The sequence below is a fragment of the Bacillus sp. FJAT-42376 genome, assembly GCF_003816055.1.
GTDB lineage: Bacteria > Bacillota > Bacilli > Bacillales > Bacillaceae > Metabacillus_B.
On record NZ_CP033906.1, the window covers coordinates 3,668,886 to 3,683,430 of the forward strand.

At 43.7% G+C, this 14,545-nt stretch carries 16 protein-coding genes; 6 read left to right on the forward strand and 10 right to left on the reverse strand.

Going from position 1 to position 14,545, the window contains the following annotated elements:
• Positions 1–123: 123 nt before the first annotated feature.
• Positions 124–411 (forward strand): DUF3817 domain-containing protein, encoded by a 288-nt coding sequence (locus CEF21_RS18455; protein ID WP_123918897.1) that lies wholly within the window; start codon positions 124–126, stop codon positions 409–411.
• A 44-nt stretch (positions 412–455) separates the two neighbouring features.
• Here the strand turns inward: CEF21_RS18455 and sspJ are convergent, their stop codons facing one another.
• Positions 456–614 carry a small acid-soluble spore protein SspJ gene (sspJ, locus tag CEF21_RS18460; protein WP_123918899.1) on the reverse strand — a complete coding sequence of 53 codons (159 nt, stop codon included), beginning with the start codon at positions 612–614 and terminating at the stop codon, positions 456–458.
• 133 nt (positions 615–747) lie between these two features.
• Between sspJ and CEF21_RS18465 the strand changes: the two genes are divergently transcribed.
• Positions 748–1,164: a MerR family transcriptional regulator gene (locus CEF21_RS18465; protein WP_123918901.1), complete on the forward strand. Its 417-nt coding sequence runs from the start codon at positions 748–750 to the stop codon at positions 1,162–1,164.
• Positions 1,165–1,174: 10 nt separating this feature from the next.
• Complete coding sequence (locus CEF21_RS18470) at positions 1,175–2,317, forward strand: MFS transporter (RefSeq protein ID WP_123918903.1); 1,143 nt, start codon at positions 1,175–1,177, stop codon at positions 2,315–2,317.
• A 225-nt stretch (positions 2,318–2,542) separates the two neighbouring features.
• Here CEF21_RS18470 and CEF21_RS18475 read toward each other — a convergent pair whose 3' ends face one another.
• Positions 2,543–3,286, reverse strand: coding sequence for an alpha/beta hydrolase (locus CEF21_RS18475; protein WP_123918905.1), 744 nt, complete (start codon positions 3,284–3,286; stop codon positions 2,543–2,545).
• 135 nt (positions 3,287–3,421) lie between these two features.
• Between CEF21_RS18475 and CEF21_RS18480 the strand changes: the two genes are divergently transcribed.
• Positions 3,422–4,081, forward strand: coding sequence for a type 1 glutamine amidotransferase domain-containing protein (locus CEF21_RS18480; protein ID WP_346773356.1), 660 nt, complete (start codon positions 3,422–3,424; stop codon positions 4,079–4,081).
• Positions 4,082–4,217: 136 nt separating this feature from the next.
• Here CEF21_RS18480 and CEF21_RS18485 read toward each other — a convergent pair whose 3' ends face one another.
• From CEF21_RS18485 to CEF21_RS18500, 4 genes are all read right to left on the reverse strand, one after another.
• Positions 4,218–4,562 (reverse strand): DUF3243 domain-containing protein, encoded by a 345-nt coding sequence (locus CEF21_RS18485; RefSeq protein WP_241156708.1) that lies wholly within the window; start codon positions 4,560–4,562, stop codon positions 4,218–4,220.
• A 188-nt stretch (positions 4,563–4,750) separates the two neighbouring features.
• Positions 4,751–5,239, reverse strand: a complete 489-nt coding sequence (locus CEF21_RS18490) for a DinB family protein (RefSeq protein WP_123918907.1) — start codon at positions 5,237–5,239, stop codon at positions 4,751–4,753.
• A gap of 125 nt (positions 5,240–5,364) precedes the next feature.
• Positions 5,365–7,470: a M28 family peptidase gene (locus CEF21_RS18495; RefSeq protein WP_123918909.1), complete on the reverse strand. Its 2,106-nt coding sequence runs from the start codon at positions 7,468–7,470 to the stop codon at positions 5,365–5,367.
• A gap of 261 nt (positions 7,471–7,731) precedes the next feature.
• A complete protein-coding gene (locus CEF21_RS18500; protein WP_123918911.1) occupies positions 7,732–9,117 on the reverse strand; it encodes an L-cystine transporter in 1,386 nt (461 codons plus the stop codon).
• A gap of 84 nt (positions 9,118–9,201) precedes the next feature.
• Here CEF21_RS18500 and CEF21_RS21405 point away from each other — a divergent pair, with 84 nt between their 5' ends.
• Complete coding sequence (locus tag CEF21_RS21405) at positions 9,202–9,345, forward strand: hypothetical protein (RefSeq protein ID WP_164462241.1); 144 nt, start codon at positions 9,202–9,204, stop codon at positions 9,343–9,345.
• On the forward strand, positions 9,342–10,157 hold the full coding sequence (locus CEF21_RS18505; RefSeq protein WP_123918913.1) for a protein-glutamine gamma-glutamyltransferase: 816 nt from the start codon (positions 9,342–9,344) through the stop codon (positions 10,155–10,157). Before CEF21_RS21405 ends, CEF21_RS18505 begins: the two co-directional genes overlap by 4 nt.
• Positions 10,158–10,159: 2 nt before the next feature.
• Here CEF21_RS18505 and CEF21_RS21635 read toward each other — a convergent pair whose 3' ends face one another.
• The 4 genes from CEF21_RS21635 to CEF21_RS18525 all read right to left on the reverse strand — a co-directional run bounded on the left by CEF21_RS21635 (position 10,160) and on the right by CEF21_RS18525 (position 14,516).
• Positions 10,160–10,414: a hypothetical protein gene (locus CEF21_RS21635; protein WP_123920393.1), complete on the reverse strand. Its 255-nt coding sequence runs from the start codon at positions 10,412–10,414 to the stop codon at positions 10,160–10,162.
• 65 nt (positions 10,415–10,479) lie between these two features.
• Positions 10,480–10,878, reverse strand: a complete 399-nt coding sequence (locus CEF21_RS18515; protein WP_123918915.1) for a secondary thiamine-phosphate synthase enzyme YjbQ — start codon at positions 10,876–10,878, stop codon at positions 10,480–10,482.
• A 358-nt stretch (positions 10,879–11,236) separates the two neighbouring features.
• A complete protein-coding gene (locus tag CEF21_RS18520) occupies positions 11,237–14,152 on the reverse strand; it encodes an ATP-binding response regulator (RefSeq protein WP_123918917.1) in 2,916 nt (971 codons plus the stop codon).
• Between the two features lies 1 nt (position 14,153).
• On the reverse strand, positions 14,154–14,516 hold the full coding sequence (locus CEF21_RS18525; RefSeq protein ID WP_123918919.1) for a response regulator transcription factor: 363 nt from the start codon (positions 14,514–14,516) through the stop codon (positions 14,154–14,156).
• Positions 14,517–14,545: the final 29 nt, after the last annotated feature.

Consider the following 14,545-nt stretch of genomic DNA (forward strand, 5'->3'; position numbering starts at 1 on the left):
TCAACTATGTTTTTAACGACATTTTTTTCTGTGTACTTATTGTGACATTTTAAAAAATGGACATGATGAAGACAGAGGTTTGTATATAATGTAGCTAGATGCAGTAAGAAGGGAGCAAATTTTATGATTTCAACACCTGTACAAAGACTTCGCTTAATTGGAGCTATAGAAGGAATCTCATTTATTGTTCTGCTGGCCATTGCCATGCCTTTAAAATACTTTGCAGACATTCCGTTAGCGGTTACCATTGTCGGTTCCCTTCACGGACTGTTTTTTGTCCTGTTCCTGCTTGCAGTGGCAAACGCCGCATTCAGACATCGCTGGAGTATCATCAAAACGGGAGGAGCCCTTGTCGCTTCGGTCATTCCATTTGGGACTTTCATTCTTAATAAACGGCTTCCGGAAAAATAAGGAGAACGGGTTCAGTATGAGCCCGTTCTCTTTTTGTATCTTAATTAGCGGTGATTGTTTTTCTTTTTTTCTACTGCCTCTTTTAATGGATCACCTTGAAGAGCCTGTTCTGCGTCTGAAAGAGCAGACTGTAGAGCCTGACTGTCATTTTGGCCTTGGCCGGCTTGCTTTTCTGATTTGTGTTCTTTTCCAAATAAGCCCATATGCTCACCTCCTGAGGATTGAATCCTTCTTAATATGGGAAATTCCTTCTCTGTTTATTCAAGAAAACGAAGTGTTCTTGACAAAATCTAACGTTAACGTTAATGTTATATATAGAAGGAAGGATTGGTGCGGATGGATAAATTTAAAATTGATGACGCGGCAAAAGAAACGGGACTTACGAAGAGAACGATCCGGTATTATGAGGAATTGGGCCTTATTAAAGAGCCTGAGAGAACGGACGGCGGCACCCGCATGTACAGCCGGGAAGACATTGAGCGCTTAAAAAAAGTCGTGCTGGCAAAAGATATACTGGGTTTCTCCCTTCAAGAGCTCCAGGATTTTGTGAAGCTCAGGGAAAAAATTCAGCATCACCGGGAGGATTATCAAAATTCAAGCGACATGGCTAAACGAAAAGGTGAGCTTGATTTTATCTCGCAAGGGCTGGCTGAACAGATTGAAATGATTGATGCAAAAATGGATCGCATGCGGGATTTTAGAGATGAACTTTCCCAGCTTCAGGACAAAGTAACACAACTTTTGAAAGAGTAAGGTGATAAGAATGAAAAAACAGGCATTTGCCCGGAATATAACCGTATTTGCAACCTTTCTTGCCTTTATGGGAATTGGTGTCGTTGACCCGATTCTTCCCGTTATCGCTGACCAGATCGGCGCTACACATTGGCAGGTCGAACTCCTTTTCACTGCATACATTTTAACGATGGCGATCATGATGATCCCTGCCGGAATCTTCGCAAGCCGGTTTGGTGATAAAAGAATGATGGTGATCGGCCTTGCGATCGTAACCGTGTTTGCCTTTATTTGCGGAATTTCAAACACCATCACACAGCTCTCCATCTTCCGCGCAGGATGGGGCTTCGGAAATTCTATGTTCTTCGCAACCGCTATGACCCTGCTGATTGCGCTTTCTGCAGACTCGCATAAAGCGGTCGGTTTGTATGAAGCAGCAATAGGGCTTGGGATGGCGGGGGGACCTTTGCTTGGGGGCGTACTCGGCGGCCATTCGTGGAGATTTCCTTTTATGGCAACAGGTCTTCTGATTTTTGCTGCTTTTCTTTTGGTTATGCTGTTTGTATATGAACCTTCTGACAAGAAAGCACGCAAACCTGCAGGGTTTAAAGAAATGAAGAAGCTATTTGGCTACAAACCATTCGTCAAAACTTCTCTTGCAGGCATGCTTTATTACTATGGGTTTTTCGTCGTGCTTGCCTATTCACCGCTGGTGGTCAAACTTGACACCATCCAAATCGGTTTCGTTTTCTTCGGCTGGGGACTTTGCCTTGCCTACGGTTCTGCAGGACTTAGTCATACCCTTGAAAAGAAATGGACGGCAAAAGAAATTCTTCCTGTTACATTAAGTATTTTTGCGGTTCTGCTCTTGCTGCTCTTTTTCATAAGCTCTACTCCTCTCATGATTGCGATCATTATTCTTTCAGGACTTGTCTCCGGACTGAACAATGCATTGTTCACCAGTCATGTGATGGAAGCTCCATTTGAGAGAAGCATTATTTCCGGGGGCTACAATTTCCTCCGCTGGCTTGGGGCGGCATTTGCCCCCGTTGTATCCGGATTAGTCGGACAGGCAGCGGGTGTGAAAATTCCATTTTTAATTGCGGCCATCGTTGGAGTCATCGCTTTGATTCTTGCCTATTCACCGAAGAAAAAAACAGAAACGACTATTTAAAGAGAAGGCTGGGACAAAAGGTTTTCGGCTAATTAAAAAACCGAACGATTACGTAATCGTTCGGTTTTATTGTTTTTCATGCTTTCTTCAAAAGCGCTGTTAAACTTGGCTGTTGATTGCAGCTAGCAGTCGTTCGCTTTCCGCTTCAATCAACAGGTATGAAAAATCAACAACATTCTTTAACATAGCCTTTTCAAAAGACTATTCGGCTTTAGGACAACAATTTTAGTTATGTCCCAACCTCCCTTTTTCTATCCATTTTACAATTTGATCGACAATTTGATCCTGCTGCTGTTTAGCGGGTATTTCTGCCGGGTTATCCCCTTTCTGTTTGCCGTACATGCCGAATTGAGCATGATTGCCCCCCTGAATTTCATAAAACAGCGCATCATCCGGCAAATATTTCTTCGAATTCTCTACATCAGTAAGTGTGGTCAGACCGTCATTCGTGCTGTAAATCGATAAAACATCAAGCTTCGATTGTCTAAAGCTTGCGGATTCTGCAGGATAAGAACCAAGAAAAAATAGACCTGCTAATTTCTTCTCATTCTTTTTGGCATAATTAGCCGCAGCGACCCCTCCAAGAGAGTGTCCTCCAATATACCATTGCTGCACTTCAGGTCTTTCCGAGATAATCCGGTCTGCTTTTCCTGTTCCGAAAATAGCAAAGTGAAAAGGCATTTTCGGGATGGCTGTCGTAACGCCCCTCTCAGCCAGCTCTTGTCCTATATAGGCATAAGCTTCCGGCTCTACTTTTGCGCCGGGATAGAGAATGACTCCCGCTCCGCTGCTGCGTTCAGGATCAAAAAACAGCGTTCCGTCCTTTTCCTTATATGCATCCTTCTCAGTCAGGACTGACAGTTCTTTTGAAGGCTTATAGGTAAATTGAGACCAAATGAAAAAAAAGCCAGCCATCAGCAAAATCAAACTTACTAAAACAACGATCAAAATCCTGAACCATTTTTTCATAATGGGCCTCCCTTTTTTATATGTACTCCATCTTATTTTAACCTTCAGTGCGGACGAAAATAAAAAAATACGGTTAGAGAAGGGTATTTGAGGTTAAATATACACTGTACTGAAAACCCTGGAGGGATGATAGAGATGAAAAAGATACTAATGGTGCTGACAAATTCAAGTCAGATTGATCAAGATCATGAAACAGGATTATGGCTTGGAGAATTTGCCGAGCCGTATAATGAATTTGTAAATAACGGATTTCAAGTAACAGCAGCGAGCCCTAAAGGGGGGAGAATTCCGATCGATCCGAATAGTGTCGAAGGAACACCTCCGGATGAGTGGGATGATGCCATTGCGATGCTTCAGAATACGGAAGTGCTGTCTGCGCTGAACCCGCAGGATTATAATGGAATCTTTCTTCCTGGGGGCCATGGAACGATGTTTGATCTTCCAGAAGATGCCGCTCTTCAAAAAGCGCTTGTGCATTTTGCTGAAAACAACAAGGTGATTGGAGCGGTCTGCCATGGACCTGCCGGTTTTGTCGGCACTAAGCTTTCAAATGGCAAATGGCTTGTAGATGGAGTGAGTATGACCGGATTCACTAATGAAGAAGAGCAGCAGACCGGGCTCGATTCTCTCATGCCTTTCCTTTTGGAATCCAAGCTAAGAGAACAAGGTGCCCAATTTGAAAAAGCAGCCGCATACTCAGACCATGTTGTAGCAGATACGCGGTTTGTTACAGGACAGAATCCGCAGAGCAGCCAATCGGCCGCTGAAGCATTTGTGAAGGCTTTACATTCATAAGAAAAAAAATCGATCCAAAAGAAGGCTGCCCCTGACTCGTCAGCCTTCTTTCTATGCACAGCCAAATTTTTACCCAGGATCCTCTAAAAAAGCAGCGTCCCTATCGGAATAACGATCACGGACGCTGCTTTTTAGGTTATTCTTCTCTTTCCACCATATTCAGAAGCATATGTGCCAGCGCATGCTGCTGCTCTTTATCCCCTGATTTCCAAAGCTCTTTCAGAAGATATTCCTCTCTATTTTTCGGTTCTACGTGATTCGCCAGATAATTGGCTACCCGCTCTGTTGTTTTCGCCAGCTGCTCTTCACTCAGCCCTATTTTTTTGCCGACGTCTACTTTCTCACGGAGGTAGGTTTTAAATCCTTCAAAGCTTTTTAGAATTTCTTCCTGCTTATCGCTGCCTATCCGGCTTACTACACTTTCAATTTCTCCGGGATTCACGTCGCCTGTACGGTCAATCATATGATGTTTCTCTGACAATGGAACCACTCCTCTTTTTTTATGCTATTTATCCTTTCCCTTACCCCGCCGGTTGAAACACATTTTCCCGAAATGAGCAAGGAGAACAAAAGCTGGAACAAAACGATTCCATGAAAAAAACCGGCATAATCGCCGGTTTTCCACCTAACTCTCTGTTAAGCCGGTCTGCAGGAGTCAATCTGACGGCTTTAAGCGTTCATTGCTTCCCATTCCTCTTTGCTCGGGCCGTACATTCCAGGCACTTTTAGACCAGCCTGTCTCATTAGTACCGTCAATTGTGCACGATGATGGGCCTGATGCTGAATAAGCAAATGAAGAACATCCTGAACAGACATCTCGCGGCCAAACAGGTCCATTCTTTCGTCCAGCTTTTCATCTGTAAGCTGCTCAGATACTCTTTTAACTAAGCGGCTGTTTAAAGTATTGTAAGTGTCGGTAATTTCCGCTGCCGATTCAGGGCCTTTTTTTTGTAAATCCGGGTGTTCAAATTCAATCCCGATCTGTGAAGGGAAGTAATAGAGAGAACCCGTAATGTGCCATGCAAGACTGCCGATGCTGTAGAGCCCCGGTGAAACCTCCTGATTCAGGGAATCATCCGTTAATCCATCCAGAACCTTTTGCGTTAATCCCGATTCATATTTCCATTCATTCAGAAAATCAGCTGTTCCTTTAAACATGTTTAACCATTCCTCCTCTTCTTCTCTTCTATCCATATATTTTTTATTGTATCACGGCATGGCTGCTGTAATCGCTGTTCAGCAGATTGTCTGAAAAAATTCTTATGAGGTAAATGGCACGAGACTCAATTTTCAAGCCTGTCATTGACTTTCTTAAGCCTGTCCTTAATCTGTTTCATTTGGTCGTTCTCTTTTTTAATCGCCTTAAACAGTTCAATTTCCTGTGAAAGCTTCCATTCTTCCAGCTTTTCAATTTCTTTGCGATAATCCGCTTGTTTGCTGCTTGCTTTCTTTTGAACGGATTGGATAATCCCGCTAAGATCCATGTCGCTTACGATTTTGTCCGCGCCCCAAAAAAGGCGTTCTTTTGGCTGTTTTACAGCAGATTCCGCAATTTCCCTTACCACACTGCGGTCAAAATGGTAGCTGTACCATTCATCTTCTATTTGGTAAAACAGCTCATCCAATGCGGCCTGCCCTTCTCCCTTTTCAAGAGTTTCAATGATCTGGCCGAGCAAGGTTACGTTCTTTTGAAGCTCCTCATGGGCAAACACCGGCTGTGTTCCCCAATCCAGTTTCATTAAATCCCCTTGAGTCATCTGAAAAATGGCCATCATTTCTTTTTCCGCATTTGCCAGTTCCTCTTTATTCCGGTTATTTTCAAGATTGATGTTTTTCAGGTGTGCAGACAGTACGTCCGCCAGTGCAGTGGCTTCGGCCGTTTGATTTTTCAATTGTGACGGATCGATTCCTGCAGACTTCAGCTCGTCCTCTTTTATACTTTCAAGGAACCGGTTAAGCTTTGTACTGAAATCAATCGGCATGATTGGAAGCTGGTCCGCATAAATGACCATCGATCCATACAGCTTTACGTGTTCACCGAGGATATTCTGATCTGCATGTTCCGCATTATCAAACTGCGTATGATACAAACGGCTGAAGAATGCAGATCCTGAACGGTCATTGGCTGCTGTCGGCACCCCGGCAATCGAATAGCTGAAGTCGTCAGAACCGGTGCTGTTGTTCCCCGAAACCTTATATCCTTTTGGATACACATTCTGATTCACATCGGGAGCACCCTCTTCCAGATACTGATTCACAAAACTGGTAATTTCATCATTCGTACTGAATCCATCTTCATCCTTTAGTTTAATTCCGGCAAACTCCGTATTCACAAACAGCCTGGAGTTCCCCCTCCATTCAGGATGCAGCTTATTAATCATATTCCAGCTGCCCACCTGCCAGTCAAAATAGGAGTTAATTGCACCGTATTCTTCTGCAGCATGGCCCACAAAATAAATCGGATGCTCCGGTTTATATCCGGAGTCTTTCATTGCCTTCGCTGTGCTGAGCATAAGACCGATGGATGCTGCGTTATCATTGAACCCATCGAAATATCCGTCCAGATGGCCTCCGATGATAATTCCGCCGGTATTTGCTTTACCCGGAATTTTCCCTACGACGTTATAGCTTTTTCCGCCTTTTGAAACTTCGTTTCTGTTTTTTATATGAATGGGCAGTGATTTTTTCTTCTTCAGAAGCGCTTTAAGCTGGTCTCCGTTTCTAACCGAAACATTCATCGTCGGAATGGTAACGGGTCCGGTAAAGTCAAATGTGTTTAGCGAATCAGGGCTGACCGTACCGTACGTATCCCGGACAATGGCGATTACTCCTGCGGCTCCCTCTTTTTTAGCCTGCAGCGCCGGGTAGTTGATCCACCAGTCGTTCTTCAGATCTATATCAATGAGAACAACTTTTCCTTTTGCACGGACCTTCTTATAATCCTCTTTCGTTCCCTTCCCCGCATAGATAAGGTCGGCACTCAGCCCCTTTTCGGATGTTCCTTTCGTAGCGTATGAAGCAAGTTTTATTTTTTTGGAGGGATGACCCTTGACCGTCATTTCTGCGCCCTTAAACTCCCATTTGTCTACCGCAAACGCTTCTTTCTTTACATCTGAAAGCCCGATTCTCAGCATTTCCTGACGGACGTATTCAGATGCTTCCTGCTCAGCTTTACTCCCCGCTGTCCTCCAGCCCATCTTATTGCTTCGGAAAGTGGTTAGTTTCGAGGCGGTTTGAAATGCATACTCTTTATCTACCTTTTCTCTGAATTGATTCAAGGCAGACTCTGTCGTGTTCCCCGATTTCGCTTCAGCAGGATGCCAGAATGAAGGCACGATCAGACAAGCGGCAAACGCCATTTTGCTGCATTTTTTCATGATCTCTTTCATTTTTATTTTTTCCTCCTCATTTCATACCGAGTTTTCTGTTTGTATACTTATTACTTTACCTCATAAAATCAGGAATTAAAGGGTTAATTTTCTTACTCTCTCTAAAAGCCGGCTGTCCGGCATCCGCTTTCTGTTCTTCTCTTCTGCGCATCTAAATCTGGTCCCTGTCTGGATGATCGAAAGAATTTTGCCCTTTCCAATTCTTATTCTGACCGTAAAAAAGAACCGGGCCTCTGCCCGGTTCCTGATCCGCACTAAGGATTAGTATACTTCTGCACCCTCAGCTCTTTGATTATTGTACGTTTCTGAATCAAGCTCTTTCGTAACCCGGCTTGCTACAATACCGGCAGTCATACTTCCGCTCACATTTAACGCGGTTCTGCCCATATCGATTAGCGGTTCCACTGAGATAAGAAGACCTGCAAGCGCAACAGGCAAGTTTAATGTAGAAAGGACGAGGATTGCCGCAAACGTTGCTCCGCCTCCTACTCCCGCTACTCCAAACGAGCTAATGACAACGACGGCAATCAGTGTAAGGATAAAGGATGGATCCAGCGGATTAATTCCCTGCGTTGGTGCTATCATAACAGCAAGCATGGCCGGATAAATTCCTGCACAGCCGTTTTGGCCGATCGTCAGCCCGAATGATCCGGCAAAATTGGCAATCCCTTCAGGAACGCCCAGTTTGTTCGTTTGTGTACTTACATTAAGAGGCAATGTTCCTGCACTTGATCTTGAAGTGAAGGCAAAAGCAAGAACCGGAATGATTTTCTTTACATAAAGAATGGGATTCAAACCTGAAATAGAGATGATCACAAGATGGATAATAAACATAACAGCCAGTGCGATGTAGGATGCGGCGACAAATTTTCCAAGCTTTAATATGGAATCGAAATCACTCAGCGCTACAGTGGAGGTCATAATCGCCAGAACACCATACGGCGTTAAACGGAGAATCAGGGTCACAATTCTCATGACTACCGCATAGAAAGCATCGACGATTTTGGAAAATAATTCGGCCTGCTCTGGCTGTTTTCTTTTCACGCCTAAAAATGCGATTCCGATAAAGGCGGCAAAAATGACAACGGCGATCGTAGATGTAGGCCGGTTCCCTGTTAAATCAAGAAATGGATTGGCCGGCAGAAGCTCTACAACTTTTTGAGGGAATGTTTGCCCTTCAATTGCGCTGAATTTTTTCTCGAGCTGTGCCGCTCGTTCCTTTTCAGCTGTTCCTTGATCAATTTGAATCGCTTCCAGTCCGAATCCGTTTGCTGAAGCAATTCCGATGGCTGCAGAAATAGCGGTGGTTCCCAATAAGACGGCTAAGATAAGCGCGCTGATTTTCCCGATATTAGCGGATAGCTTCAGCCGTGTAAAGGCGGCGACAATGGAAATGAACACCAGGGGCATAACAATCATCTGAAGAAGCTTCACATAACCGTCCCCAACAATTCCAAACCAGTCAATGGATGAGATAAGTGCTTCTGATTCAGCCCCATAAGCGAGCTGAAGAACATAGCCGAAAACAATCCCGGCACCTAATGCGGTAAATACCCTTTTAGAAAAAGAAACGTGCTTTTTCTGCATGTAAAAAAGGCCTGCAATAATGAGAAGCAGGAAAACAATATTTAAAATAACAAAACCCATGCCTGTTTCCTCCCAAAATTTTCTTTTGACTTTTTGTACTATAATACTATAATTCCAATCAGTCAAGTAGGAATTACTCTTACTATGCTAATCTTATATGCTATTTTTACCGGAATCATGCCTAAGTTTTCGTTTGCAGAAGATTTATCCAATCGCCCGGTACATGCTGCATTCGCCTACAGCCGGCATAAACTGGAGTATCTGCCTTATTGGGAGGAACTCTCATGATCATTATTCAGAATAAAGAGATGGACTACAGCTCGCTCAAAAAGGAAGCAAAATCAGATGTGCAAAAAGAAATGATCATAAAAATGGATCAATATAAAGAAAGATATGTGTTCGTAAGCAAAGATCAATTTTCATTTGAATTAAGTATGAGAAGCCGTGTCATCGAAGCAGCAAGGACTTTAGCCTATAATGGAGCCCAGTTTGCGACCTTTGAGACGTCGATGTGCAATCCTGCACTGTGGATTTTGACTGAGAGGGGAGCCTTTATTTTAAGGCCCGGAGTTCCTTCATCGGCTGGAATAAGGGATATTTTTCAAAATGGAAGGCTTTATGCATTTGAATGCGCAACCGCTATTGTCATCCTGTTTTATAAAGCAGCTTTGGACAGTTTAGGGGCGCAGGCTTTTGACAGGGTATTCAGAGGAATTATTCTGAGGGACTGGCGGCATGATGAGGACTTGAATATACGGACACAGAGAGGCAATGACTATATACCCGGAGACTGTCTTTATTTTAATAATCCTGATTTTGATGCGCAGTATCCTCAATGGAGAGGTGAAAATACCATCATGATGGGGAATAAAGAATTTTTTGGCCATGGCATGGGCCTAAAAGATGCCGACAGCGTCATTAAGAGTTTAAATGAGTACCGGTTTCCCGGCTCTAAGCGCTCTGCGTATCTTTTATCCCAAACAACAAGACCGGACTTTAAATATTTATATTTCTTCAGCCCGGCCAACAGCGGATTGCCTGTCTACTATCAAAACAGAACGATCGTCTCGCGGATCGGAAGCTCTACAGCAGCCGTATAATCTTACTCTGACTCAGAGGGCTGCTTAAATGCCCTCCTGCGCTTATACCAGGCTTCCAATCCAAAATGCTTGTTCACAAGCCATTCCATGTGTTCTAGATCAGCCCGTTCTACAATGGGATCACGGTCGTCCCATTTTACATAGCGTACAAAGAAGTAATTCTTAATTGGACAGAGGAGCACTCTTGAATGCGGGAAAGGGGAAAAAACAAATTCGACATTGCCTCTCTTTTTATAAGCATAATTCACAATTTCCAAATTCATCACCCTCTTCAGTGTATGACACTATGCGCAGAATTCAAATGTGAATGTGCTGGAAACAGTCAATCACCTCTTATTTTCACTATAACCTCACGGGTCCTCGGGCCATCAAATTCGCAGAAATAGATCCCTTGCCATCTCCCCAGTACGAGCTGCCCGTCTTCGATCAGGATTTGTTCAGACGCTCCAACGGTACTTGCCTTTAAATGGGCAGCCGTGTTTCCTTCCATATGGCGATCTGAATCCATTTCCCAGGGGTAGACTTGCCGAAGGCGTTCAATCATATCCCTCCTCACGTCGGGATCGGCATTTTCATTAATGGTAATTCCAGCAGTTGTATGAGGGCAATAGACAAAGACAAACCCCGTTTCGATTCCAGAGTTCGTAACCTCCCTCTGAACAAGCTCTGTAATATCCTTAAACTCATCATGTTTTGCTGTTTGGATAGAGTGTTTAATCATAGCAGCAGCTCCTTTTTTGCTTTATCAAACCGTTTTCTTATCCATATCACCAATCCTTTTATCTTAAACCAAAAGAGGAGAGCGATCGTTTTAAAATTATGCTCTGTTAAACTGGGCTGCTGGTTTCCGTTGCAGGCGCTCGCTTCAATCAACTGGTGTTAAAAATCAACATCAGGCTTTAACAGAGCCTAAAATGAAAAGAGGAGCAAATAATTGAACCCCCCCGGAGCACTTCGTGTATGCGCATCCAGGGGGGCTGTATTTAACATGTAATTTAAAACAATCTTGGTACAGGCTGATTGGAGCGAAATCCCCCTAACAAACGAAAGCAGAAAAGGCATGAAGTTTCAAATCGGACTTATTGGACAGCCCCCTCTATTTCATCTGTTTCATCTGCGGGAATCAGAATCTGACCATTTAAATCCCGCTGCAGCAGAGTCTGGAGAATCAGCTTTGATAAAAGACTGGGCTGATAAGGTTTAATCAGATAATCCCTAGCTCCGAGTTGAATGCCTTTTTCTTTTTCTTCAAGTGCTGAGGATATAAAAATGGGAACGTGCTTCATTTTTTCACATCTTTTTACTTCCTCGAGCAAATCCCATCCGGTATAGGAAGGATCATCAAGCATAATATCGAGAACCACGGCATCCGGACGCTGTTCACCGATGTGTCTAATGGCTTCTTTGCCATTTGTGAAAATTTCAACCTTGAAGCGGCTTTCTTCGAGTTCTGCTTTGAGAAGGTTTGCAAGATTCAAGTCATCTTCAATGATTATGACATGGTTATAGGCATGATCGGTATCCTCTTCCGAATTTGGCTCATTCTCTATTTGGATGACGAGCGGAAGGCGGACTGTAAATACACTGCCTTTTCCAAGCTCGGATTGAACACTGATTGTTCCTTCATGCGCTTTGACGATTTCTTTTGCAATAGCGAGCCCGAGACCCGTTCCTCCGATTCGGCGGCGGTCGGAGTTATCCACCCTGTAAAATTTATTAAATAATTTATCCATCGCTTCTTTCGGAATGCCTAATCCTTCATCTTTGATGGAAATGTTCAAATATTGTTCTTCTTCGAATAATCGAATTTCAATGCTGCCTCCGTTTGGAGAATATTTAATCGCGTTGCTGATTAGATTGCTGAAAACTTGCGAGAGTTTATCTTTATCTCCAAGCACAATGGTTTGCTCAGTGAGACGCTCAATCCTTATGGCATGGTTTCGGGTTTGAATTTCCTGCAGCTCTGCGAGTTGCTTCAAAATTGGAAACAGATCATCGTATTTTTTTTCATACGTCTGTTTTCCCGCTTCCATCCTCTGAACATCCAAAAAGTCATTTATCAGTGCCGTAAGCCGCTTTGCCTCTTGAAAAATTGTCGTTAAATACTTTTTTTGTCTTTCCGGCTTCAGTTCTTTATGAAGCATTAACTCAGTAAATCCCAATACACTTGCAAGCGGAGTCCGAAGTTCGTGGCTCACGGTGCTTACAAATTCCGACTTCATTTTGTCCACTTCATATTCCCTTGTAATGTCACGGTGAACGATCACGGTTCCAATTCGGTGATCCATCCGGTAAAGAGGCTCTACATATACTTTTATTACCTTCGTTTCATTGTCTCCGCGGAGCACGTATTGGAAAGGTTCATTATCTTTTCCTTTTGCTTCTGCAAAAACTGCCTGCTGAAAGAAGTGGCGGAATTCTGCCTGGTTTTCTACATTCGGCTCAAACAGGGACATCCACTGACTGAACTGGGAACGTTCAGCCGGCTGCTCCTTCCAGTCATGAATGATTTCATGCATCGTTTTATTCATGAGCAGAATCGTTCCCCGTGTATCAACGAGCTGAATGCCTTCATGGACAGTATTCATAATGTCCCGGTTAAGCTGTCTTTCTTCCTCTGTCTGCTCATATAATTTAATTTTTTCGAGGGAAATCGAGATGTTTTTGGCCAGGGCCATATAACTGTTCATTTCTTCCTGAGAGAAATCTCCGGAATACCTTGTAAACAGCAGGACCGCTTCCAGTTCATCATTTGATGAGAAAACCGGCAAAAACAGATCATAGCAAAACATGTGTTCGATGTGGTACCCTTTTTCTATTGGCTCCATCCCTCTTTTGACTGTAAACGGCTTCCTCATTTCCTTTAATTTACTCACGAATCCGGAATGAAGGTTTTTAAGGAATTGTTCTTCCTCTAAAGCTGCCGCACCGGAAGATGCATGATCCTGATTCGGGTTCATCAAGACAATCATTGCTTTATCAGCCCGGGCAATCGGCGCAAGGGAATCGATGATGCTTTTTAGCAGTTCTTCTTTATTGAGCGTATTGGACATTCCATTGATCAGTTCATTTCTGAGCTTCAGCTGATTTTCCCGGTCCCGCATTTGCTCCAATACTTCCTCAAGCTCTGCCTGCTGGGCCTGAAGCTCATCTTGCTGGGCAAGCAGCTCTTCATTCTGGGCACTAAGGTCCTGTTCCTTTTCATGAATACTGTAGCTCATTCTTTCAAATGCCTGATGAAGCACTCCAAGTTCATCGTCCCTGCTTGTCCTGTTTTCAAACAGAACATCCTTGCCTGAAGCAATATTGCTGGCTGCAGCTGTTAATTCTATTAAAGGTTTGCTGATTCTGCGCGTTAACAGCCTGATGAGGACAGACATGCATCCAAGAAGAAGAACAAGCAGGATGGAAAACCCGATCTGGCGGTTCTGCATCCCGCTAGTATATAACTCTTCATTATCTTCAAGTTTCCGGTCCAGGCTTACACGGTAATTTTTCATGCTCGTTTGAAAGGCACGGACATTTTCAGAACCTCCGCCCTGGATCGCAAGCCTTGCCACACTGTCTCGGTCTCCTGATTCATACAGCCGAATAGCTTTAGGAGCTGTTTGTTCAAAATAATACTGATAAAAGCTCCGGGAAGCCTCATAGAAGGCACGGTCTTCTTTCTCCGTAGCTTTCGTTGCAAATTCATTTAGAGTAAGCCTAATATTCTCCTGCTGTTTTAATGCATTATTTTTATAAGATGATTCGCTTCTGCCGCTGCTGAATGCGAAATACGCCCTGAATTCAGAAATGGCCAGATTAAACCCATAATCCAATTCAATGGCCAGGTTCTCCTTCTCATTGAGTCTCTTATTTCTATCACTGAATGAAGCTGTAGCTTTATTCTGGACAATTAAAAACACGGCGAACAGCAGAGCGAATATAAGCAAAATGGAGATGGTTAAAAAACTGAATTGCCTCGTCAGGCTTTTTTTTGCTGATTTTTTCATCTTATCCGAGTATCTCCTCTATTTTGGCGGACAGCTGAATCGGACTGAACGGTTTTGCCATAAAATAATCAGCCCCGGCCTGAAGAGCCGCCTGCTGATCGGACGCCTGGCTTTTGGCACTGAGCATAAGAATCCTGGCATGCTTTTTCCCGGCGAGTCCCCTGACCATTTCCATTACTTCAAGCCCTGTGTATACCGGCATCATATAATCCAGGATGATTAAGTCGTATTCATTTGCCTTTATTTTTTGAAGTGCCTCTTCCCCATCATGAGCTTCATCTATTTCATGTCCGTCATCTTCAAGCGTATCCAAAACAAGCATCCTTAGGATTTCTTCATCTTCTGCAAGCAAAATGCGCGCCATCCTCATTCCCCCTCATGTTTGCCCACTGG

Bases quoted from the DNA above. Each gene is read 5' to 3' on its own strand.
- CEF21_RS18475 (WP_123918905.1), bottom strand. From the start codon at position 3,286: ATGAAAAAATGGTTCAGGATTTTGATCGTTGTTTTAGTAAGTTTGATT.
- CEF21_RS18490 (WP_123918907.1), bottom strand. From the start codon at position 5,239: ATGTTTAAAGGAACAGCTGATTTTCTGAATGAATGGAAATATGAATCG.
- CEF21_RS18495 (WP_123918909.1), bottom strand. From the start codon at position 7,470: ATGAAAGAGATCATGAAAAAATGCAGCAAAATGGCGTTTGCCGCTTGT.
- CEF21_RS18455 (WP_123918897.1), top strand. From the start codon at position 124: ATGATTTCAACACCTGTACAAAGACTTCGCTTAATTGGAGCTATAGAA.
- CEF21_RS18520 (WP_123918917.1), bottom strand. From the start codon at position 14,152: ATGAAAAAATCAGCAAAAAAAAGCCTGACGAGGCAATTCAGTTTTTTA.
- CEF21_RS21405 (WP_164462241.1), top strand. From the start codon at position 9,202: ATGCTAATCTTATATGCTATTTTTACCGGAATCATGCCTAAGTTTTCG.
- CEF21_RS18525 (WP_123918919.1), bottom strand. From the start codon at position 14,516: ATGGCGCGCATTTTGCTTGCAGAAGATGAAGAAATCCTAAGGATGCTT.
- CEF21_RS18500 (WP_123918911.1), bottom strand. From the start codon at position 9,117: ATGGGTTTTGTTATTTTAAATATTGTTTTCCTGCTTCTCATTATTGCA.
- CEF21_RS18505 (WP_123918913.1), top strand. From the start codon at position 9,342: ATGATCATTATTCAGAATAAAGAGATGGACTACAGCTCGCTCAAAAAG.
- CEF21_RS18515 (WP_123918915.1), bottom strand. From the start codon at position 10,878: ATGATTAAACACTCTATCCAAACAGCAAAACATGATGAGTTTAAGGAT.
- sspJ (WP_123918899.1), bottom strand. From the start codon at position 614: ATGGGCTTATTTGGAAAAGAACACAAATCAGAAAAGCAAGCCGGCCAA.
- CEF21_RS18470 (WP_123918903.1), top strand. From the start codon at position 1,175: ATGAAAAAACAGGCATTTGCCCGGAATATAACCGTATTTGCAACCTTT.
- CEF21_RS18480 (WP_346773356.1), top strand. From the start codon at position 3,422: ATGAAAAAGATACTAATGGTGCTGACAAATTCAAGTCAGATTGATCAA.
- CEF21_RS18465 (WP_123918901.1), top strand. From the start codon at position 748: ATGGATAAATTTAAAATTGATGACGCGGCAAAAGAAACGGGACTTACG.